17 protein-coding genes are annotated in these 21,321 nt (G+C 51.2%); 3 read left to right on the top strand and 14 right to left on the bottom strand.

What is annotated here, in order from left to right; translation table 11 throughout:
* Window positions 1-2: 2 nt before the first annotated feature.
* From ptsG to ACAN54_RS21715, 10 genes are all read right to left on the bottom strand, one after another.
* A complete protein-coding gene (gene ptsG, locus ACAN54_RS21760) occupies window positions 3-2,066 on the bottom strand; it encodes a glucose-specific PTS transporter subunit IIBC (protein WP_379160359.1) in 2,064 nt (687 codons plus the stop codon).
* A 269-nt stretch (window positions 2,067-2,335) separates the two neighbouring features.
* The gene (gene glcT, locus ACAN54_RS21755; RefSeq protein WP_379160356.1) at window positions 2,336-3,205 is read right to left on the bottom strand and encodes a glucose PTS transporter transcription antiterminator GlcT; all 870 of its coding nucleotides are present in this window, start codon (window positions 3,203-3,205) and stop codon (window positions 2,336-2,338) included.
* A 148-nt stretch (window positions 3,206-3,353) separates the two neighbouring features.
* Window positions 3,354-4,970 (bottom strand): hypothetical protein, encoded by a 1,617-nt coding sequence (locus tag ACAN54_RS21750; protein WP_379160353.1) that lies wholly within the window; start codon window positions 4,968-4,970, stop codon window positions 3,354-3,356.
* Window positions 4,963-5,673: an ABC transporter ATP-binding protein gene (locus ACAN54_RS21745; protein WP_379160350.1), complete on the bottom strand. Its 711-nt coding sequence runs from the start codon at window positions 5,671-5,673 to the stop codon at window positions 4,963-4,965. The genes ACAN54_RS21750 and ACAN54_RS21745 overlap by 8 nt, the downstream gene beginning before the upstream one ends.
* Window positions 5,674-5,770: 97 nt before the next feature.
* Window positions 5,771-7,318, bottom strand: coding sequence for a flotillin lipid rafts scaffold protein FloT (gene floT / locus ACAN54_RS21740; protein ID WP_379160347.1), 1,548 nt, complete (start codon window positions 7,316-7,318; stop codon window positions 5,771-5,773).
* Window positions 7,318-7,854 (bottom strand): NfeD family membrane protein, encoded by a 537-nt coding sequence (locus ACAN54_RS21735; RefSeq protein WP_379160344.1) that lies wholly within the window; start codon window positions 7,852-7,854, stop codon window positions 7,318-7,320. The genes floT and ACAN54_RS21735 overlap by 1 nt, the downstream gene beginning before the upstream one ends.
* Window positions 7,855-8,037: 183 nt before the next feature.
* Window positions 8,038-9,201, bottom strand: a complete 1,164-nt coding sequence (locus ACAN54_RS21730) for an iron-containing alcohol dehydrogenase (protein WP_379160341.1) — start codon at window positions 9,199-9,201, stop codon at window positions 8,038-8,040.
* A gap of 175 nt (window positions 9,202-9,376) precedes the next feature.
* On the bottom strand, window positions 9,377-10,957 hold the full coding sequence (locus ACAN54_RS21725; protein ID WP_379160338.1) for a UDP-glucose--hexose-1-phosphate uridylyltransferase: 1,581 nt from the start codon (window positions 10,955-10,957) through the stop codon (window positions 9,377-9,379).
* 26 nt (window positions 10,958-10,983) lie between these two features.
* On the bottom strand, window positions 10,984-11,970 hold the full coding sequence (gene galE, locus ACAN54_RS21720; RefSeq protein ID WP_379160335.1) for a UDP-glucose 4-epimerase GalE: 987 nt from the start codon (window positions 11,968-11,970) through the stop codon (window positions 10,984-10,986).
* Between the two features lies 1 nt (window position 11,971).
* The gene (locus ACAN54_RS21715; protein ID WP_379160332.1) at window positions 11,972-13,150 is read right to left on the bottom strand and encodes a galactokinase; all 1,179 of its coding nucleotides are present in this window, start codon (window positions 13,148-13,150) and stop codon (window positions 11,972-11,974) included.
* A gap of 236 nt (window positions 13,151-13,386) precedes the next feature.
* On the opposite strand from ACAN54_RS21715, the gene ACAN54_RS21710 reads away from it, so the two are divergent.
* On the top strand, window positions 13,387-14,244 hold the full coding sequence (locus tag ACAN54_RS21710) for an AraC family transcriptional regulator (RefSeq protein WP_379160329.1): 858 nt from the start codon (window positions 13,387-13,389) through the stop codon (window positions 14,242-14,244).
* 264 nt (window positions 14,245-14,508) lie between these two features.
* Here ACAN54_RS21710 and mgrA read toward each other — a convergent pair whose 3' ends face one another.
* From mgrA to ACAN54_RS21690, 4 genes are all read right to left on the bottom strand, one after another.
* The gene (gene mgrA / locus ACAN54_RS21705) at window positions 14,509-15,513 is read right to left on the bottom strand and encodes an L-glyceraldehyde 3-phosphate reductase (protein WP_379160326.1); all 1,005 of its coding nucleotides are present in this window, start codon (window positions 15,511-15,513) and stop codon (window positions 14,509-14,511) included.
* A gap of 137 nt (window positions 15,514-15,650) precedes the next feature.
* Window positions 15,651-16,388, bottom strand: a complete 738-nt coding sequence (locus tag ACAN54_RS21700; protein WP_379160324.1) for an NAD-dependent protein deacylase — start codon at window positions 16,386-16,388, stop codon at window positions 15,651-15,653.
* Window positions 16,389-16,417: 29 nt separating this feature from the next.
* Entirely contained in the window at window positions 16,418-17,188 is a 771-nt protein-coding gene (locus tag ACAN54_RS21695) for an HAD family hydrolase (RefSeq protein WP_379160321.1), read from the bottom strand.
* Window positions 17,189-17,220: 32 nt separating this feature from the next.
* A complete protein-coding gene (locus ACAN54_RS21690; RefSeq protein WP_379160317.1) occupies window positions 17,221-17,961 on the bottom strand; it encodes an alpha/beta hydrolase in 741 nt (246 codons plus the stop codon).
* A 205-nt stretch (window positions 17,962-18,166) separates the two neighbouring features.
* Here ACAN54_RS21690 and ACAN54_RS21685 point away from each other — a divergent pair, with 205 nt between their 5' ends.
* Both ACAN54_RS21685 and ilvD read left to right on the top strand, forming a co-directional pair.
* Window positions 18,167-19,207, top strand: coding sequence for an acyltransferase family protein (locus ACAN54_RS21685; RefSeq protein ID WP_379160314.1), 1,041 nt, complete (start codon window positions 18,167-18,169; stop codon window positions 19,205-19,207).
* 302 nt (window positions 19,208-19,509) lie between these two features.
* On the top strand, window positions 19,510-21,195 hold the full coding sequence (ilvD, locus tag ACAN54_RS21680; RefSeq protein ID WP_379160311.1) for a dihydroxy-acid dehydratase: 1,686 nt from the start codon (window positions 19,510-19,512) through the stop codon (window positions 21,193-21,195).
* Window positions 21,196-21,321 lie beyond the last annotated feature (126 nt).

Raw genomic sequence — 21,321 nt, 5'->3', positions numbered from 1 at the left:
TCTTACACGATGCTAATGATATCTTTGTCACCGATAGCCACTTTACCTGACTTCTTCAATGTAACGGCAGAACCTTCAGGCAAATTGGAGAAAATGACCGGAGAAATCACGGAAGGAGCGTGAGCCTTCACATACTCCAGATCAACCTCCATAATCGGCTGCCCTGCAGCAACCAGATCGCCTTCTTCGACCAGAACCGTGAAACCCTGACCTTTAAGCTTAACCGTATTTACACCGATATGAACCAGGACTTCCTTGCCGCCATCGGACATAATGCCAATCGCGTGCTTGCTTGGGAAGACGTTGAACACCTTGCCATATACCGGTGAAGCAATCTTACCGTCATCTGACAGGAATGCAAATCCGTCACCAGTCATCTTTTGGGAGAATACCGCATCCGGTACCTGTGTAATATCAAGCAGCTCCCCATTGACTGGAGATACGATATCTTCAGGAATAATCGCTGCGCCTTCTTCGCCGGCCTTTTTCTCCAGCTCAGGCTGCGGAGCAGCTGCGGCTGGTGCGGCGGCAGGAGTTCTGCCGTTCATTACATCCTGAATCTGTGATTTGATCGTATCGGAACGGGTTCCGAAGATCGCCTGCACGTTGTTACCGACTTCGAGCACGCCGGACGCGCCAAGCTTCTTCAAGCGGTTCTTATCCACGCCGGCCTTATCTTTAACTTCTACACGAAGACGTGTAATACAAGCGTCCAAGTGAGTGATATTTTCTTTGCCGCCCAGTGCGGACAAAATGTTGCGAGGCAGATCATCACCGCTTCTGGATACATTCTCTGTGTTTGATTCTTCCACATCATCCGATGGATCTTCACGACCCGGTGTTTTGAGATTGAACTTCCGGATCACGAAGCGGAATCCAAAGTAGTAAATGACCGCAAGAACCAGACCTACCGGAATAACCAGCCACCAGGCTGTACGGTTCGGAATGACACCGAACAATACATAGTCGATGAAACCGCCGGAGAAGGTCATCCCGATTTTGACATTCAAGATATGCATGGTCATGAAGGACAAACCGGCAAATATAGCATGTACTGCGAACAGCAGCGGAGCCACGAACAGGAATGAGAATTCCAGCGGCTCTGTAATCCCTGTCAGGAAGGAAGTGAGTGCTGCGGAAACCATCAAACTGCCGACAACCCGTTTATGTTCAGGTCTGGCTTCATGGTAGATCGCCAGTGCCGCTGCAGGCAGACCGAACATCATGAACGGATATTTACCGGTTGTAAAGGTACCTGCTGTGAAATCCACACCGTCACGCAACTGCTGCATGAATATCCGTTGGTCACCGCGAACGAGATGCCCGGCCTTATCGATATAGCTTCCGAACTCATACCAGAACGGTGAGTAGAAGATGTGATGCAGACCGAATGGTATCAGGGAACGCTCGATGACCCCGAAGATGAAGGCCGACAGCGTCAGGTTCGTGTTGATCATACTCTGCGATACATAGTTCAGACCGTGCTGAATCGGCGGCCAGATGATCGTCAGTGCAAGACCAAGGATCAGGGAGGTTACAGCAGTCATAATAGGCACAAACCGTTTACCCGCAAAGAATCCCAAATAGGAAGGAAGCTCTATACGGAAGAACCGTTTGTACATAGAGGCTGCAAGTATCCCGACCAGAATACCGCCGAAGACACCGGTCTGGAGGGTTGGAATCCCGAGAACACTCGCATAAGCAAAGTCTTGCTTACTCAGGACCCATTCATTGATACCAAGCACGGTTCCCATCGTCACGTTCATAACGAGGAACCCGATAATAGCCGCTAATCCTGCAACCCCTTCGCCGCCGGCCAGCCCGATGGCTACCCCGACTGCAAAGAGTAGGGACAGGTTACTAAACACAATTTGTCCCGAGTTCATCAATACATTGGCAATGGCTTGAACTACATCATTCTCAAGTGCCGGAACGTATTGAAGGAAATCAGGGTTAACCAGCATGTTGCCAATCCCAAGGAGCAGGCCTGCCGCGGGCAGGATAGCCACTGGAAGCATAAGCGCCTTACCGACCCGCTGCAACACACCAAACATTTTTTTGAACATCGAGGTCACTTCCTTAATTATTAATATCGTTCAAACAGAAGCCAAAAAAGGCATGAGCAACACAGCATACAGGTTGTCCCACTAACCACAAGGTTAGATTACCCCGACTTGGGGCTGGACAACCAAAATACTGTAAATCACTCATGCCTGATCGTATCAGTTACACGCTTTGTATTCTGTTTTGTTTAACCAGGGAACATTGTAGCATCGTTCTTTTAAACATGCAAGCACAAAATAACCTTACAAAATAAGAGTTTTTGTTTTATTTCCTACTCTGATTGCTCCATATCTGCTTCGTCCTCTTTTTTCTGAGCCAGACGCTGCAGATGAATCGTCAGATAGCTTACCTCTGCTGCGTAGACAGGAAGATGCACCCGCTGTTCAATCACCTTGGTCAACTTCCAGGCCAGCATATACATTTCCGGATATTCCCGTTTCATCAGTCCATCGAGCGATGAAGTCTCCCGCACAGTCTCTCCCCTGCGCAGCCGTTCCAGCACGAAACGCAAATGGGTCACGAGACGGGAATAATCCAGTGAGTCTCTCGGGATATGATAATCCAGATTGTCTTCCACCAGGTTCACCATATCCCCAATCAGCAGGGAGTGCTGCTTGACCTCGGAGATATGCCTGTTGCTAATCGCGCTTACAATATGCAAAGCAACAAAACCAATTTCATCCGGTGGAAGCCTTACCCCCATTGCCTCATTAATGCGTTCTAACGCATACTCCGCCAAACTATACTCTTCCGGGTAAATTTCTTTGGTTTCGTATAGGAACGGATTATGTATGGCTATATTCTGCTCGTTTCTGCGGATGGCGAACGAGATATGGTCAGTAAGCGCAATATGGATATGCTCATTCAGCGGTTGACGGCTGCTCTGCATAATATGCAGCACAATTTCTTGCATAACTTCTATAAGCTTCTCGTCCACCTGGGGAACAAGCTGCTTATATTGTTCCTGCTCCTCCTGGTTGCGGAGAATAAACATCTTCTCCACGGAGGACAGATTAATCCGGTCACTTGCTTTACGGTTAAACCCGATGCCCTTGCCGATCACAACCACTTCGGCGAATTGGGGATGCTGGGCGATAATCACATTATTGTTGAGTACTTTCGCTACTGATATGCTGCTCACTATTTACACCTCTTCGAATAACAGATTTCGAACTTAAGCGAGCACTATTATAAAATAAGACTAAAAACCATTATACTTAATTTTCATACAAAACATCAAGGTATAATACATGCTTATTCATCCAAAATCAGTTAAAGCAGTGTAATCATCATTTCACGCGAAATGTTGTTGCTGAATATCTGTAGACCAGGAATAGGGCAATCAGCATATAGACAGCAGCAGCAAGCAGCACGATTACCGCAAAATGAGCTGGTGTACTCCGAAACTGCATTGATATCACAGCTACTGCTAGTACAATGCTGTTCATGATGCTGAAGAACGGATTCTTCACATTCAGCTCCGTGCTGTACGGCTGGAAGATATAGTACATAAACAAGTGATGTACTGAAAAAAACAGCGACAGGCCTAGAATGGCACCGCTAAAAATCAGCATGTCCGTCATTCCCCAGCTTTCCCCCGATAAGAAAAAGAGCAAATTGACTGCCACACTGATCGCTGCGGCCGGAATCAAATTAAGAGCGCTGAGGCGCAGCAGGCGCACGCGGAAATTGTTCAACACTGCAGACCGTTCCCGGTAGAAGCCGTACCGCAGCAGACTAAGGTCACAGTTAAAGAACATCGCCTTGCATACCCGCTCTCCAATAGAGGTGAAATTCATGACAAAGACCAGCATGGGCAGACTGTTCATCACATAACGGGCCACCTTCGAGAACGAAGCCGGTTCGGCCAGCAAAATCATCAAACCGGCTGCAAACAGCGCGCCAATAATCAACAGCCGGCGCTGAATAGGTTGAACCAGGAAACGCTTATGCCGGGAGAAAAAGATCGCGTTCAGGTAGGCATAGCCGGTTTTCTCCTCAAATTGGCCGGACCGCAGCTGTACTGGCGTGAAATCCTTCTCATGGGTCTCTACCTGCTTCCGGTTTGCCTCTTTCATCATTCGTCCCATATCCAGAAGGGGATCATCAATCTTGGTGACCGCATCCACCGCATTACGGTAGCCGGGATATCTGGCAATATAGAGTGCAGACAAAGCTCCAGTGATCACAAGCGTCAGACTCAAGGGGAAATTAAACAACACTCCATCCATATCCAGTAATGCCTTCCCCGTGTAGAGAGGCACAAAAGCCAGCAGATACCCCACTACAATGACGGACCAGACCAGACCGTTTTGTTTGACCAGTACAATCTCCCGCGTATCAAATATCCACAGATGTAACGCTTCACCGGCAAAGCGCCAGAGTGAGAGAAGTAAAGACAGAAGCAGGCCGTGCCAGACCGGCGCGCCGAATGCATGTGCAAATACCATCATCGCAGGAACAAAATAAATAAAAAAAGTCAACGCCCTAAGCGTAAGGACAGCATGCATATACTTGTCGGCGGGAAGTCTCATCAGCTTCACACAAATATATTTATCCCGCTTGGGTTCCAAAATAATGGCGTTTGATACAACGCTCACCCCAAAACTGATTAATACAAGCACATGCAGATACAGATCATATTGTTCAGAAAGCGAAAGCTCTTTGGCGGTGAGAAGGACAGGAAGGTATACGATGAGCCCCAGGTAGGCAAACTTGGATAGGAAGCCCCAGATGATTTTCAGAATAAGGACTAATATAGTAAACTTCTTTTTGAGGGATGTCCGCGAATACACACTGTCATTCACCAGTTTTCCCACCACAGGCAATTTGCCAAAATAGTACAGTAAACGGTTCGCCCCTGAGGCCCCCCGTATCTCCATAATGGTATTCAGTGTGCTAATCATGGCCATCGCCATCCTTCAGCAGCGCTATAATCCGTTCCTCGAACTCCGGACTGTGCAAGGTGTCTGCAGGGATCTCCTGGAGTACGCCATTGCTTAGTACTACAAGCTCATCGCACAAATCTGCCGCAAGCTGCAAAATATGTGTGGAGAAAATAATGATGTGATCCTGTTTCATCTCACGGAGCAGCTTCTTGATCTCCAGTGCCACCACTACGTCAAATGAAGTAAGCGGCTCATCCAGCAGAATCAGCGGCGGGCGGGTGATGATGAAACACAGCATCTGGATTTTGTTCTTCATGCCATGCGAATAGCCTTTGATCAGCCGGTGGCGGTCTTCCTCATCGAAACGGATGATATCAAAATAATCTCCGATGGTTTTCCCCGGCTGGATTTTATCCCGGTTGATGTCCATATAGAATTTCACAAATTCATAACCTGTCAGAAATTCCGGAAGAATGGGCAGCGAAAACACGTACCCGATTTCCTCTTCGCGCAGCGGTAGGCTGACTTCCTCTCTCCGCAGAAAAGCTCCTCCGCTGTCCATGCGTGTTTCCCCGCTCAGGCAGTTGAACAGTGATGTTTTGCCAGCACCGTTGCGCCCCAGCAGACCGTAAATCTTACCTTTTTCAAAGGTATAATCGATGCCTTTAAGTACAGATTTGTCATTAAAACTTTTGCGGATATTATCCAGAATCAGCTCCACACTTGGTCCTCCTATTTCATTCATCTGACAATCAACTGGAAAAATGGCCAATCTCCCTTGTTTAGGAGACGACCACTTTTTCTAAGATACAGTTCGGCTAATTAGTCTCCTGGATACCCGTTGTCCCTTCAGAGACCCTTGGTTGAGGTGGACTTACCGGTGAAGCAATAACGGGCTTGGAAGCTGCCGTCCCTTTGGTTGTAAGACCCTTGATCAGTGCTTCCACATCAATCCCTGATACACTCTTCAGCATTTCAGGAGCCGTGGCCATCAGCTGGGTCACATAGTTGCTGACTCGGGCAGCTCCTTCTCCGTTGCCGGTATCCACCACGGTCAGCTTATCGATGGAGGCCAGCGGCTCAGCGATGCGTCCAGCCAGCTCAGGCAGCATTTTTACGATAATATCGAGCACTGCAGCCTCGCCAAATTTCTGGAATGCTTCGGCCAGCTTCTCCTTAGCCTCCGCTTCTGCAAGACCTCGCAGCCGGATAACCTCGGATTCCGCTTTACCTTTAGCCAGCTCTGCATCCGCTACCGCCTGACCTTCCAGCCGCTTCTGCTCAGAAGTAGCTTTGGCCTGGGTTTCAATACTGTATTGCAGGGCATCCGCTTCACGCATTCTTTTGGCCTTGTCGGCTTCAGCCGCCTGTTCTACCGCATAGCGGTCAGCTTCGGCTTTCTTTTTCACTTCGGCATCATACTGCTTCTCACGGACCTGGATTTCCTTGGCTTGCAAGTCAATTTCCCGTTCCTTACGCACCAGTTCGACCTTCATCTGCTCTTCAACCACCGTCTGTTTGGCGCGCGCTTCCTGAATGTGGTACGCCTGGTCGGCTTCCGCCTTTGCGGTATCCTGATCTCGCTTAAACGCAGCAACCTTCAACTGATTTTCCTTCGACGCTTCAGCAATATTCGTATCGCGCAGCAGTTCCGCCTTCTGCCCCTGCTCCTCCGCGTTCGCCTTTTGAATTCGCGCATCCCGCAGAGCTTCAGCTTCAGCAATTTCTGCATCTCGCTTCACGGCCGCAATCCGCGGCTTTCCGAGCGCTTCTAGATATCCATGCTTATCGCGCACATCCTTAATCGTGAAGGAAACAATCTGCAGCCCCATTTTCTTCAGATCCCGTGCCGCTACCCCTTGAACCTCCTGGGCAAAACGGTCCCTGTTGCGGTAGACCTCCTCTACCGTCATAGACCCTAGGATCGCCCGCAGATGGCCTTCCAGCACCTCCTGTGCTTCGCTCTTCAGGGCTTCAATCGGCTTGCCCATAAATTGCTCTGCTGCCGTCGCCACGTCCTCGGTGGAGCTGCCCACCTTAATAATTGCAACCCCGTCGGCAATTACAGGTACACCTTGCTCGGTGTAGACCTCCGGTGTCGTCACATCCAGCTTATGGGACAGCAGCGACATGAATTCAGCCTTCTGAAACACAGGCAGAATAAATGCCCCTCCCCCGCGGACGATTTTGATTTTGCGGCCGGAGCCGTCATCGGAAATGTGATTGTTGCCCAGGAAGGAACCGGTGACAATCATTCCTTCATCAGGGCCAACCGTTTTATAACGTGCCCAGAATGCAATTCCGAGCACAAAGAGTACAGCAACAACCACAGCAGGAATAAATAAGTATTCAGGCAATCCGTACATTACGCGTCCTCTCCTTTTCGTTTTTCGAATTCAGATACAACCGCAACCCCTTCTTTTACTTCAACCACTACAACCTTAATCCCGGCTGGAATCGGAAGATGGTCAAAGCTTGCCGCCGTGTGCAGACTGTTGCCCGCCCCGAACTTCACCATAATCTCGCCGTAGCCTTGTGCCGGAACTGGAACTGTAACTTCGCCGATTCTGCCCGGCAGCTCGGTCATGGAGAAACCGCTGGACATCTCGCTTTGATCCATGGGTTTTACCACTCCCAAATACATGACAATGCCCATGAATGCTGCAATCAGCAAGGATAGGGCCAGAACGGGTCCATTCTCCAGGCTGCTGTAACGGGTCAGCAGAATGCCTGCTCCCCCGAATACAGTGATGCCTCCAGCCGCAACCGCAGGGCTGATGAAATGGAAGGACACTACATCGAATATTCCGTGCAAGGCACTGCCGATCAAATCTCCCAAAAGCACGCTGACCACGGCAAAGATGACGCCAAGCGCCAAACAGCCCAAATACAGCGTCTCCATATCATTCTCCTCCTGTCTTTTTCCCGGACTGTCATACTAGGTTAAACGCTTCAACCCTGTCCTTGGTTTCACATTCTTGGGTAAATATCACAATATTGTATGATAAAAAAGAACAAAACAAAAAAGCCGTCCCCTGAAAGGAACGGCTCTCCGATGAAGTATAGACCGGCAGCAAGCTGCCGTTTATAGTGCCATTGTATAAATTTCCACAACGTCTTCACGCTGCAGCTTACGGAAGTTACCGAACGGACCAAAGCGTACCGCTTTGTCGGCCATGTTACCAATTTCGCTGTTATCGATATTATAGTCGCCCAGTGTCTTCGGTGCGCCAATGGAATCCCAGAAGCGGCGCAGCGCTTCTATGCCCTCAAGACCCACCTCTTCATCGGTTCTGCCGGCAGCATCAATGCCAAATACATTAACAGCCAGCTGACGGAAACGGGCAGGGTTCGTGCTTAAGTTGTATTTCATCCAGTGCGGGAAGAGAATCGCCAGTCCGCCGCCATGTGGAATATCGTATACAGCCGATACGGCATGCTCAATATTGTGGGTTGCCCAGTCTCCTGCAAAACCCATGCTGACCATTCCGTTCAGTGCCATTGTGCCACAGTACATAATCGTCTCGCGCAGTTCATAGTTGTTCAGATCATCAATCAGCTTCGGAGCAGTAGCAATCACTGTGCGCAGCAGTGTCTCACAGAACCCGTCCTGAACCAGTGTATTACCCTGGGTGTGGAAATAATGCTCCAGCACGTGGGACATGATATCCACCATTCCGTATACGGTCTGATCACGCGGCAACGTAAAGGTATTCTCCGGATCCAGAATTGAGAAAGCCGGGAAGGCGTAAATACTGCCCCAGCCCATCTTTTCTTGGGTGACTTCATTGGTAATCACGGAGCCATTGTTCATTTCCGAGCCCGTAGCAGCCATAGTGAGCACGGTTCCCAGTGGAAGTGCCCCCTGCGGAGCGGCTTTACGTTCTACAAAGTCCCACATATCCCCGTCGTATTTAGCACCCACTGCAACCGCCTTGGCGCAGTCCAGCACGCTTCCGCCGCCTACAGCGAGGATTAGGTCTATACCCTTTTCACGGCACAGGGCTACACCCTTGTGTACGGTGGACAGACGCGGATTTGGTTCAACTCCGGATAATTCTGTAACTACTGCACCAATGGCCTTAAGTTCATTGATTACATTATCGTACAGGCCACTGCGCTTAATGCTTCCGCCGCCGTACATAAGCAGTACATTCTTGCCGTATTTAGGCACTTCCGTCTGAAGTGCACTTAGGGTACCTTGTCCAAAAATCAACTTGGTAGGATTATAAAATTCAAACTTGTGCATAAAGGTAAACCTCCGTTTATTTCAGGAATGTGGTGCAATATCCTATTATAGACCTCTGAACAGCAGCATTCAAATCAGGTCCTGCGAACAGCCGCTCTGCAAAAAGAAATGCCCCCGCCAACCGGCTGGGGACATCTCACAAGGCAATGCAGGGGTTAACAGAAACTGTGCATGCTCACCGGAAACCAAGGCTGTGGGCAAAGCGATGGAATGCCGCCTGGCCTTCAGCCGTACGCTTGTAGACCCCGGCATGCTCAAGAATATGGGTGAACTTAATGCCAACCTCATTTTGTACCGTCTTGACTGCTTCTTCACGGTCCATGTCAGTGCCAAAGCGGGCAGCCAGTTCCTGAATCCAGGAAGCATGCTGCGCCAGCGCATGATCTGCCTGAGTCTGCACAGCATCCAGCAGAGCCGTGTCTCCTGCCAGAATACCGGAAATGGCATCCAGCTCGTCCTTCAGGCGGCCTGGAAGAATGGCCAGACCCATAACTTCGATCAGTCCGATATTTTCTTTCTTGATATGATGCATTTCCCGGTGCGGGTGGAATATCCCTTCAGGATATTCTTCGCTGGTCCGGTTGTTGCGCAATACCAGGTCCATCTCGAAGCCCCCGTCCTCCGCCCGGCGCACGATAGGAGTGACGGTGTTGTGCCGCGTCTGCTCCCCGTCCACCTCACTTGAGGCCAGAACTTCGGCTGCTGGATCACTATAGGTTTGCCAGGCTTCATAGATCGAATTCCCGCATTCCAGCAGCACTGCCGGATCCGTACCCTGCAAACGCAGTACCGACATTGGCCATTTCACGATGCTCAGGCTTACACCTGGATAGGCATCGTGGGTGAAAGTTGCCTCCTTTGGCGCCTTCTGGATCGGAAAGGTATGACGTCCGCCCTGGAAATGATCATGGGTCAGAATCGAACCGCCGACAATCGGCAGATCCGCATTAGAACCGATGAAATAATGCGGGAAGGTCTCCACGAAGCTGAGCAGGCGCTTCAGCGTGTCCTTGGTCAGCTTCATCGGCACATGATCATGATGGAACACGATACAATGCTCGTTGTAGTAGACATAAGGAGAATACTGGAGGAACCATTTCTCATTGTTCAGCTTCAGCGGAATCACGCGCAGATTCTGCCGGGGCGGATGATTGATTCTTCCGGCATAACCGACATTTTCACGGCACAGCAGACATTTCGGATAGACCGGAGGAGGAAGCAGCCGAGCCATGGCAATTTCCTTCGGATTCTTCTCCGGCTTGGACAGATTAATAGTCATTTCAATGTCGCCGTAAGGAGATTCCTGCAGCCAGAACACATTTTTGGAGATCCGGTCCATACGGATATAATTAGAATCTATGCTTAGCTTGTAGAAACGGTCAGTCGCCGCCTGAATACCTTTTTCCGCTGTGAGGCTGTAGAATTCGGCATTCACCTCGGAAGGACGGGCCATTAGAAGACCCATAATCTTGGCATCCAGCAGGTCGCGGTACGTATCCGTATTTTCGGGAATCAGCCCAATTTCAAAGCCATAATCAATCAGAACATCCAGCGGAGCCTGCGGACTCTCCAGCGGCGCTTCTGCGAATTCTGCAGCATACGGCTCACTGAAGCCGAACTGATCCAGCAGTTCATTCCGGCTGTAATCTACGTCTGCAGGCTGAATCAGCTGCTGATGGATAGCAAACCCTACCAGTTGTTCGATTGCATACAGCGCCTTCACCGCACCGGGAGCGGTATTATCATTGTTAGTCATTTCAATTCTCCTTCATGTGCTGTAGCTTATTCCCCGTACCCTTGCGGATTGGCCGAATGCCAGTTCCAGGCGCTTTGGATGATCCCCTCAACATCGGCGTGCTGCGGGTTCCAGCCCAGCACAGAGCGGGCTTTGTCGGAGGAAGCTACCAGTACAGCCGGATCGCCGGCGCGGCGTTCCTGAATCACCACCGGAATATCAAGGCCGGTTACCTTTTTCGCAGTTTCAATTACCTGTTTGACAGAGAAGCCCAGCCCGTTGCCGAGGTTGAAGATATTGCTGGCACTGCCGCTGCGCAGGTAGTTGACGGCCCGTACATGGGCATCCGCCAGATCGCTGACATGGATATAGTCGCGCACACAGGTTCCATCTTCTGTCGGGTAATCGTCACCGAAGACCGCAATGCTCTCACGCTGCTTCAGCGCCGTCTGCAGCACCAGCGGAATGAGGTGGCTCTCCGGACGGTGGTCTTCGCCGATCTTACCGCTGGCATGTGCCCCGGCAGCGTTGAAGTAGCGCAGCGCCACATATTTGATGCCCAGCACCTTGTCGAACCAGGACATCATCCGTTCCATGGTCAGCTTGGTTTCGCCGTACACATTCGCCGGCTCAGTGCGGTCGGTTTCTTCAATCGGCACCTTTTCCGGTTCGCCATAGGTTGCGGCAGTCGAAGAAAAGACGATTTTGTCCACACCGGCATGCTGCATCGCTTCCAGAAGGCATTGTGTACCATATACGTTATTGTCATAATATTTAACCGGGTCCTTCATGCTCTCGCCAACCAGCGAGCTTGCAGCAAAATGGATGACAGCGTCGATCTTATTTTCCGAAAAAAGCTTGGCGAGTGTTACCTTGTCACGCAAATCGCCCTCATACAGCTTGCCGCCCAGAAGTGCCTCGCGGTGCCCTGTCAGCAGATTATCAATGACCACAACCTCTTCGCCACGATCCAGCAGCTCCGCTACGGTATGAGAACCGATATACCCTGCTCCACCTGTTACCAGAATCGCCATCTTACTTCACTCCTTTCAGTTCTTCTACACCATTACCGATTCCGCATACATAGAACTCACCGGTCAATCCGGTTCTGTTCTTATAGGTTTCTCCTACTTCACGGATAAACCGTTCCACGTCATCTTCATGCACCAGCGATACGGTACAGCCGCCGAAGCCTGCGCCGGTCATGCGTGAACCGAGCGTACCCGGAATCTTCTGTGCTTCTTCCACCATAACGTCCAGCTCCTCACAGCTGACTTCATAGAGGTCACGGAGCGAGACATGGGAGTCATTCATATATAAACCGAACTGCTTCAGGTCGTTCTTCTTCAGTACTTCTACAGAATCAAGTACACGCTGATTTTCTTCCACTACATGGCGGGCGCGGCGTCTTACTGTTTCGTCAGTGATTTTGTCCTTATGAATTTCGAATTGTTCAGGTTTCATCTCTGCCAGGTAGGACAGGGCGGGAACCTCCTGCTTCAAAATCGCCAGGGCCTCATCACATTGGCTGCGGCGCTCATTGTATTTGGAGTCCACCAGACCTCTCTTCTTATTGGTGTTGCCGATCACAAGCTTGTAGGAGCCGGTCACAAAAGGAATCAGGCTGTATTCCAGGGTGTCGCACATGAGCAGGATCGCCTGGTCACGCTTGCCGTTAGCTACAGCGAACTGGTCCATAATCCCGGAGTTTACGCCGACGTACTGATTCTCCGCGCGTTGGGAGAGCAAAGCGATTTCTACAGTATCCGTGTCTCCGCCAAGCAGCGTCAGGAAGGCATACCCGGTGACCACTTCGATGGAAGCGGAGGAGGACAGACCCGAGCCGTTCGGAATCTCGCCATGGAACAGAAGATCGTAGCCTGCGGATACCGGAAGATCCTTTTTAGCCAGCTCTACCATCACACCAACCGGATAGTCTACCCATTCACCGGTTTTGGCTTTGCCGATTTCACTGAAGTCAATGGAGGCTTCATAAGGGAAATTTGTCGATGCGAACTGAACCTTGCCATCACTGCGCGGACGCACGATAAGTGTAGTTCCGAAGTCCAGCGCTGCCGGAAACACGTAACCTCCGTTGTAATCCAAATGCTCACCGATGAGGTTTACCCGACCAGGAGCATAGAATACACGCGCCTCCTCAGTGCTCTCTCCGTATTTCTCGATAAATTTGACTTTCAGATCCTGTATGCTCATTAATGCCACTCCATCCTTTCGCTGCTTCTCGTATTCACTTTAGTCAATCGTATTGCTTCGTTTATGCTTACATTATAATAAAATCAGACTTGCCCTGATAATGCAATCATGTGTGTAATGTATGGACAAATGTGACTTCCCTGAAAAGAAGCGATATAATCAAAAGGATAAATACCCTTCTCATTTACCCGCCCTTATGGCTATGATAGCGCTAACGGGGGAAAGGCGGTTCCAGTATGGAACATACTTATTCCGTAGGATCAAATCCTGTAGTTTATGACAGTCAGCATTTGCATGTGCTTTTTGCCGGTGAGAGCCAGACGCTCCCGCTGCATCAGGCGGGTCCCAAAATCTATGATTACTTCCTCCTGCACTTCATTGAATCTGGCTTCGGAACTTTCCGGACGGAAGAGCGGAAGTACGAGCTTGGACCGGGGGACTGCTTCCTGATTCATCCCGGACAGTTGGTCAGCTATCTCTCTGACGAAGAACAGCCCTGGCGTTACCGCTGGGCTGCATTCACGGGCACGGCTGCTGACGCGCTCGTGCTGCAGGCCGGCTTCACACCGCTGAAGCCGGTCCTGTCCACCATCGAAGGCAGTACCTTCCCCGGCGCGCTGGCCGGGATGATGCGTGCCTTCTATGCGGGCCAAGAGAGCGCCCATCTGACCTCGCTGGGCTATCTGTACCTGATCGTCGGCGAAGCAGCCGGGCTGCATCTCTCCTCCTCCCGGCTTCCCGGCGCGGAATCCCAGGTAAAGCGCACCGTGAAGCAGATGATCCACTATATGGCCGCCCAGTATGCCCATCCCGTCTCCATTGAGCAGATGTGCGCCAGCCTTGGCTACAACCGCGCCTATCTCTCGCGCATCTTCAAGCAGGAAACGGGCCTCTCGCCCGTTACCTATCTGCTGAAGCTGCGCATCGAGAAATCACGGCAGCTCCTGCGCGAGCGGCCGGAGCTGTCTGTCGAACAGGTGGCTGCCTCGGTCGGACTGACGGACGCCCTGTATTTCTCCCGCCAGTTCAAACGCCTCTGTGCCCAATCCCCCACCGCTTACCGGATTGCAACGGCAAGGCATGTAGAGAAGTAGTGGTATAGATGACCCTTTGGGGAGACAGGGACGCAGATGCCAATGCTAAGTGGAATTTATACCACTAATCGGTGAAAATCCTTACCATTACGGAGGATAGTGGGAATTTGTACCCTTATTTTGCGGCAAATAAGAAGTATTGCTCCATACGAAATCATCAGACCGTTGTGTTCGCTTCGCTTGCAAGCGGCAAAAGCCCGTTTCCAGTCAGGAAGCGGGCTTTGTGCTATGTCAGTGTAAGTGGATGATAAGAGCCGCTATTTCTCAGGACTCGGTGTCCGTCTTCAAGATCGTCTCGATCCTGTCGAGCTCCTCTTGCGTGAACTCACCGTGCGATAATGCAGCAATGTTCTCTTCAATCTGGCTGACCCGGCTTGCGCCGATCAGTGCGGATGTTACTTTGCCGCCGCGCAGAGTCCAGAGTAGCGCGAACTGCGCTAATGTAAGGCCACGAGAGACTGCAAGCTGGTTAAGCGCGTGAATTTTGCGCAGCACTTCAGGCGTAATCCGGCTTTCGTTCAAAAAAACGGAAGGGCCGGCCGCCCGGGAATCATCCGGAATACCGTTCAGATATTTATTGGTCAAAAGGCCCTGTGCGAGCGGGGTGAAGGCAATGCTGCCGACGCCATGCTCTTCCAGCACATCCTGCAGCCCCCCTTCGATCCAGCGGTCAAGCATGGAATAGCGGGGCTGATGGATCAGCAGCGGCGTGCCGAGACTTTTCAGAATACGGATAGCCTCTACGGTCTGCTCAGCTGTGTAATTGGACAAGCCGACATACAACGCTTTGCCGGAACGCACCGCAGTATCCAGTGCCCCCATCGTTTCTTCCATCGGTGTCTCCGGGTCAGGCCGGTGCGAATAAAAAATATCCACATAATCCAGCCCCAGCCGCTTCAGACTCTGATCAAGGCTCGCCAGCATATATTTGCGAGACCCCCAGTCCCCGTAGGGTCCCGGCCACATGTAATATCCTGCCTTGGTTGAGATAATCAATTCATCACGGTAGGGAGCCAGATCGCGGGCAAGCACTTTACCGAACATTTCCTCTGCTGAACCCGCAGGCGGGCCATAGTTATTGGCCAGATCAAAGTGGGTAATGCCAAGATCGAACGAACGGGTGATCATATCCCGGCCATTTTCATAGGCATTGATTCCGCCGAAGTTGTGCCAGAGCCCCAGTGAGATTGCCGGAAGTTTGAGGCCGGTTTTGCCCGTACGGTGATACTGCATCGTTTCATACCGTTCCTCGCTAGCCACATATACCATTATCCATCCCTGCCTCTCATTTCGCTGACATTCTCAAGTTCACGTTCTATATCCTATTTTAAACCTCACGAGATAAATGTAATCCCCACCATTTCATGCCCATGTACAGCGGTTGCCGTATGATGTTCACTATAAGCTCATAGCAGCTCTTGTATTCTGCCCATCACCGCGCCGATTCGATCCGTCAAAATCAGATCAGCCTTATGATCATAGGGGGTTGGTTCTCCGTTCAGCAGCACTGTATGCCGGCCCTGGAAGTAAGTAATCAGACTTGCAGCCGGCTGCACAGTAAGCGAAGTACCCCCAATGATAATCAAATCTGCAGCCGCAATAGCTGCGACGGATTCCACAAGAACATCATGATCCAGCTCTTCTTCATAGAGCACCACATCCGGCTTGATGATCCCTCCGCAGGCCGGACAACGCGGAACGGTATCCTTGATAGCAAGCACTTGATCCAGACTATAGGCACGCGAGCAATCCATACAATGGTTGCGGTGAATGGAACCATGCAGCTCCAGCACGCGCCGGCTTCCGGCAAGCTGATGCAAGCCGTCGATATTTTGCGTGATGACCGCCTTAAGCTTGCCGCTGTGCTCCAGTTCTGCGAGCAGCAAATGCGCCCCGTTCGGCTTCGCTTCCGGATGAATCATTTTGCTGCGGTAAAAGTCAAAAAAAATGTCCGGAGAGGACATAAAAAAGCTGCGGCTCAGCATCACCTCAGGCGGGTACGGTGAATTGTGCTGCTCTTTATACAGGCCTGCCGCAGAGCGGAAGTCCGGAATCCCGCTTTCCGTAGATGTTCCGGCGCCTCCAAAAAAAACGATGTTGCCGCTGTCCTTGATCCAGGAAACCAGTGTCTGTAGTGGATCCATAAGTCACACGCATCCCTTCTATAGAAAGCTCAGATTGTGAGACGAAGCTGATGATAACCGGAGATAACGGTGTCCGCATCCAGTAAATAAGCAGTGCTCCCTTCTGGAGATATGCCAATGGACAACCGTAGGCCTGCTCCTCTTCCTAACTGCATGTCGGCATTGCTGTCGCCGATAATTACCGTCTCCTCAGGACGGAGGCCCAGCTCACGGCAGGCGGTCTCCGCCATTTCAGGCGCGGGTTTGCCATGGGTTACACGGTCTCTCGTAACCACAGTGTCAAAATAATCTGTGATTCCCATCCATTCCAGCTGCTCCCTTGTAGTAGAGGAACCGTCGGAAGTTACTACTCCAAGCTTTAATGAAGCTGACGCACATTGCTGCAGGAAGGGCAATAATTCGGGCAAAGGCTGAGCGGATCTGCGGCGGCGCAGTTCATTCATGGCATCCTTACCGATAGCGTTCACCCGGGACACAGCTTCGTTCCAGGGAATTCCTGCTGTATATAGCTGCCAGGCCAGAATCCCATTAGTCTCCTCTGCGGTAGCCATGGATAGCGGTCCGGCAGGGTCGTAGCCGATCACTTTCCCCCCGGCGTCATGGACTGTGCCCAGCACCTTAGCGAGGTCTGAGCCAAGGCGGTTTTCTTTTCCAATAAGTATTAGTTGGTTCTCCAGCCCTTCCAGCATCAGATCAGCCCAGGTTCCCCAGGTAGCAAGAAGGTCAAGCAGGGTACCATCCTTATCGAACAATATACCCTTGCAAGGTACGGCTAACTCATTTACATGCAGTACGGCCATTCTTCAGTTCCTTTCTACGGACAGAATAGAAGTTAACGCAGATTGCCCAGCCAATCCAGCAATGCCCGTGCTGTCAGAGTCTGCTGCTCATCCTCCGAAATGGTTGCTTCCCCGTCACCCTTCTGTTCTCCATAGCTTCCGAATTGGGCGTGATTTCCGCCTTTGACCGAATAATATACGGTATTGCTTGGCAGATAGGAACGTCCTTTATTGTAGTTTTCCTGATCCACCACTCCATCCTCCGTACCCAGTACCGACAAAACAGATAGGGTGGTATCCTTCAAACTGCCTTTCTCATCCGGATAGGAGGCCAGGAAATATACACCCTTCAACTGGTCTGCATGCTCTACCGCAAAACGTGAAGCCATAACTCCTCCGAGCGAATGACCGCCAAGCACAAATGACTGCTTCGGATGAACACGGATGATCTCTTCAGCGGCACCGCTTTTGATTACAGCGAGATTCAGCGGCATTTTGGCGATGTAGAACGGATGGCCTGCAGCAGCGATTTTTTGGGCCAGAGGAGCATAGGCCTCCGCTTCAACCAGGGCACCCGGATAGAAAATCACGGCCGTGCCGAGCGTAACGGAAGGCTCAAACGAAATCCAGTTATCATTTCGTTCCACACGGACGCCGCCTGCGGACACCAGTGCATGTTCAGCCCTTATTTCCGCCGTGTACGGTGTCAGATATCTCCATACTCCAAGACCCGCTGCGACCAGAAGCACAAAAATCCCCAAAAGTACGCGGCGCTTGGTTAATATTTTCCTCAATGATGTTCACTCCCGATTATTGCATACAGAAAATTATAGAGGAATCCATGGAATCAAACAACCTTCAAGACATCGCCACAATTATCCGCTATGATAGCGCTTACTATAAATAGAGTTGTGATGTATTTCACAATTGTTTGACCTGAAACCTTGTATTTTAAAATTAAAGTAATTGGCTGAATGCAACCGTATTGGAGGTTAGGTCATGTCAGGGGAAAGTTCACTTACAGCACGCGGAGAAACCTTTTTTCTCAACTTGCGCTTCATGCTGATTGTCACCGTATTTGCCGGCAATGCGATTGAGCCTCTGATTGGCACACTGAGCGGAATGCACAGCCTGTATCTGTGGATTTTCAGCTTTCATATGCCGCTGTTCGTACTCGTAACGGGCTATTTCTCTAGAAAAAGTCTCACTGGAGCCCCTGGCCGCAAGGTTCTGCTGCAGATAGGACTACAATATCTTATATTTCAGACTCTATATTCAGCGCTGGACGTTTCCCTCTTCCACGTATCCAATATCCACCATTCCTTCTTCGCTCCTTATCTGCTGCTGTGGTTCCTGGCCAGTCACGCCTGCTGGCGTCTGTTGATGCTTGGGATGGGCAAATGGAGTAAAGCCGCACAAATTATATTCGCTGTTTCTGCCGGGATCGCGGTGGGTTATCTGCAGCTTGACGGAGTCTGGTTCAGTATCAGCCGTACCTTTGTGTATCTGCCATTTTTCGTCATCGGCTATCATTTCTCCTTCGAGGCGTTAGCCCGTATCTATACCAAAACTGTCAAAATCGCCGCCGCTGCCGCTTCTGTTCTGCTGCTTCTGGCTTTGGGAACACTCGGCTCCAGAATCCCGCTGGGCTGGCTGTACGGCAGCACGACCTATATGCAGCTTGATGCTCCTGAATGGTATGCGGGGGTATACCGGCTGGGAATGTATGGGCTGCAGCTTACCGCCTCTCTCGCTTTTCTCGGATGGGTGCCTTACCGGCTGAGCCGGCTGACGGACTGGGGCCGCCGCACCCTCTATGTCTTCCTGCTGCACGGATTTGTGATCCGTCTCGCTGCCGTGTCCGGGATATATAGTCATCTTGGAAATGCCGCCGGAGCTGCCATTGTCTTGCTCAGCGCGGTCTCCTTCACGGTACTGCTGGCGCAGCCCGCTGTCAAGCGCCTGCTTCATCCTCTGGTTGAACCTTCTGTGGACTGGGTGATTACCCTGCAGCGCGCCGCTCTACGCCGTTCACTGTAACAACATTCCAAATCAGCCTGTCCCTTCCGGGATGGGCTTTTTCCGCGTTCTGTAAGGGGGGCGCCTCTCGACAAACTTCACATTGTCCGGTAGAAAAATGAGGTCTTTTGTGATAGACTCTCTAATAACGTTCGTAGTATATCCGCTTATATTTTATAGAAACGGCTTCGCCCTTCTTCTGTTATATGCAAGAAGCTGGACCCCGTTCCTTCTATAAACCGCAGATTCGCAGCGTTTGGGATTGCAATGCGTTAATGCGACACCATATCCGGTTCACATCAAAATTAGGAGGGAATATCATCATGGCAGACAAGAAAATGCGTTCAGACATGATCAAAAAAGGGTTTGACCGCGCTCCGCACCGTAGTCTTCTGCGGGCAGCCGGCGTAAAAGAGGAGGATTTCGGCAAGCCGTTTATCGCGGTCTGCAACTCCTACATCGATATCGTTCCCGGCCACGTGCATTTGCAGGAATTCGGCAAAATCGTCAAGGAAGCGATTCGTGAAGCCGGCGGTGTTCCTTTTGAATTCAATACAATCGGTGTCGATGATGGTATCGCCATGGGACATATCGGGATGCGTTATTCCCTGCCAAGCCGCGAGATTATCGCCGACTCCCTGGAAACTGTAGTGTCCGCGCACTGGTTCGACGGCATGGTCTGCATTCCCAACTGTGATAAAATCACCCCGGGCATGATGATGGGCGCCTTGCGCGTGAATATCCCGACGATCTTTGTCAGTGGCGGTCCAATGAAGGCCGGTGTAGACAGCAAAGGTAAAAAGCTCTCCCTCACTTCCGTATTCGAAGGTGTCGGTGCTCACCAGGTCGGCAAGATCAACGATGCTGAACTCCTCGAACTTGAACAATATGGCTGTCCAACCTGCGGCTCCTGTTCCGGGATGTTCACCGCGAACTCCATGAACTGTCTGGCTGAAGCGATGGGCCTCGCCCTTCCGGGCAACGGTACGATCCTCGCCGTAGCTGAAGAGCGCAGAGACTTCGTACGCAAATCAGCAACTCAGCTGATGGAGCTGATCAAGCTGGATCTGAAACCGCGTGATATCGTAACTAAGGAGTCCCTCGACAATGCCTTTGCGCTGGATATGGCAATGGGCGGCTCTACTAATACCGTGCTTCACACACTGGCACTGGCTCAGGAAGCTGAAATTGACTATCCGCTGGAGCGTATCAACGAGGTAGCCAACCGCGTTCCTTACCTGGCCAAACTGGCTCCGGCATCCGATATCTTCATCGAAGATGTGGACCGGGCAGGTGGCGTAAGTGCCGTGCTGAACGAGCTTTTGAAGAAACCGGGCGCGATCTTCGGGGATTGTATGACCGTTACCGGCAAAACACTGGCCGAAAATGTTACCGGGCATGAAATCCAGGATACAAGTGTTATTCATAAGCTGGATAATCCTTATTCCGAAGTAGGCGGTCTGTCTGTCCTCTACGGCAACCTCGCTCCTGAAGGCTCCATCATTAAAGTCGGTGCTGTGGATGCTTCTGTAGGCGGCTACCATAAAGGACCTGCCATCTGCTTCGATTCGCAGGAAGAAGCGCTTGAAGGTATTGCCAACGGCAAAGTCAAGGAAGGTCACGTGGTTGTTATCCGTTATGAAGGTCCGAAGGGCGGACCGGGCATGCCGGAAATGCTTGCTCCAACCTCCCAGATCGTCGGCATGGGTCTTGGCGCCAAGGTGGGCCTAATCACCGATGGCCGCTTCTCTGGTGCATCGCGCGGCATCAGTATCGGCCACATCTCGCCGGAGGCGGCAGAAGGCGGACCGATCGCTTTTGTAGAAGATGGAGATATCATCGAGCTGGACCTCAACAACCGCAAGATCGAGCTGCTGGTCGATGAAGAAGTGCTGGCTACCCGCCGCACCGGCTGGAAAGGCTTTGAACCAAAGGTGAAGACAGGTTACCTGGCCCGCTACTCCAAGCTGGTTACCAATGCCAGCAAGGGCGGCGTGCTGAAGATCTAACAAGCGCTGGGCAATATGCACAGCACCGCTAATATTGTGTTGCCACGATCTCCTGGCTACGACACTGGTCAGGAGATCTATGGCAATGCCCATAAAGCTCCTCAACAACGGTATGTTTGCCGTTGT

It is taken from the genome of Paenibacillus diazotrophicus, from assembly GCF_042610465.1.
This window is presented reverse-complemented; position numbering and strand designations above follow the sequence as displayed.

Excerpts from the sequence above, each read along its gene's own strand:
- ACAN54_RS21730 (WP_379160341.1), bottom strand. The coding sequence starts at position 9,201 with ATGCACAAGTTTGAATTTTATAATCCTACCAAGTTGATTTTTGGACAA.
- ACAN54_RS21715 (WP_379160332.1), bottom strand. The coding sequence starts at position 13,150 with ATGAGCATACAGGATCTGAAAGTCAAATTTATCGAGAAATACGGAGAG.
- ACAN54_RS21750 (WP_379160353.1), bottom strand. The coding sequence starts at position 4,970 with ATGATTAGCACACTGAATACCATTATGGAGATACGGGGGGCCTCAGGG.
- mgrA (WP_379160326.1), bottom strand. The coding sequence starts at position 15,513 with ATGGTATATGTGGCTAGCGAGGAACGGTATGAAACGATGCAGTATCAC.
- ACAN54_RS21725 (WP_379160338.1), bottom strand. The coding sequence starts at position 10,957 with ATGACTAACAATGATAATACCGCTCCCGGTGCGGTGAAGGCGCTGTAT.
- ACAN54_RS21695 (WP_379160321.1), bottom strand. The coding sequence starts at position 17,188 with ATGGCCGTACTGCATGTAAATGAGTTAGCCGTACCTTGCAAGGGTATA.
- floT (WP_379160347.1), bottom strand. The coding sequence starts at position 7,318 with ATGTACGGATTGCCTGAATACTTATTTATTCCTGCTGTGGTTGTTGCT.
- ptsG (WP_379160359.1), bottom strand. The coding sequence starts at position 2,066 with ATGTTCAAAAAAATGTTTGGTGTGTTGCAGCGGGTCGGTAAGGCGCTT.
- ACAN54_RS21735 (WP_379160344.1), bottom strand. The coding sequence starts at position 7,854 with ATGGAGACGCTGTATTTGGGCTGTTTGGCGCTTGGCGTCATCTTTGCC.
- galE (WP_379160335.1), bottom strand. The coding sequence starts at position 11,970 with ATGGCGATTCTGGTAACAGGTGGAGCAGGGTATATCGGTTCTCATACC.
- ACAN54_RS21700 (WP_379160324.1), bottom strand. The coding sequence starts at position 16,388 with ATGGATCCACTACAGACACTGGTTTCCTGGATCAAGGACAGCGGCAAC.
- ACAN54_RS21685 (WP_379160314.1), top strand. The coding sequence starts at position 18,167 with ATGTCAGGGGAAAGTTCACTTACAGCACGCGGAGAAACCTTTTTTCTC.
- ilvD (WP_379160311.1), top strand. The coding sequence starts at position 19,510 with ATGGCAGACAAGAAAATGCGTTCAGACATGATCAAAAAAGGGTTTGAC.
- ACAN54_RS21710 (WP_379160329.1), top strand. The coding sequence starts at position 13,387 with ATGGAACATACTTATTCCGTAGGATCAAATCCTGTAGTTTATGACAGT.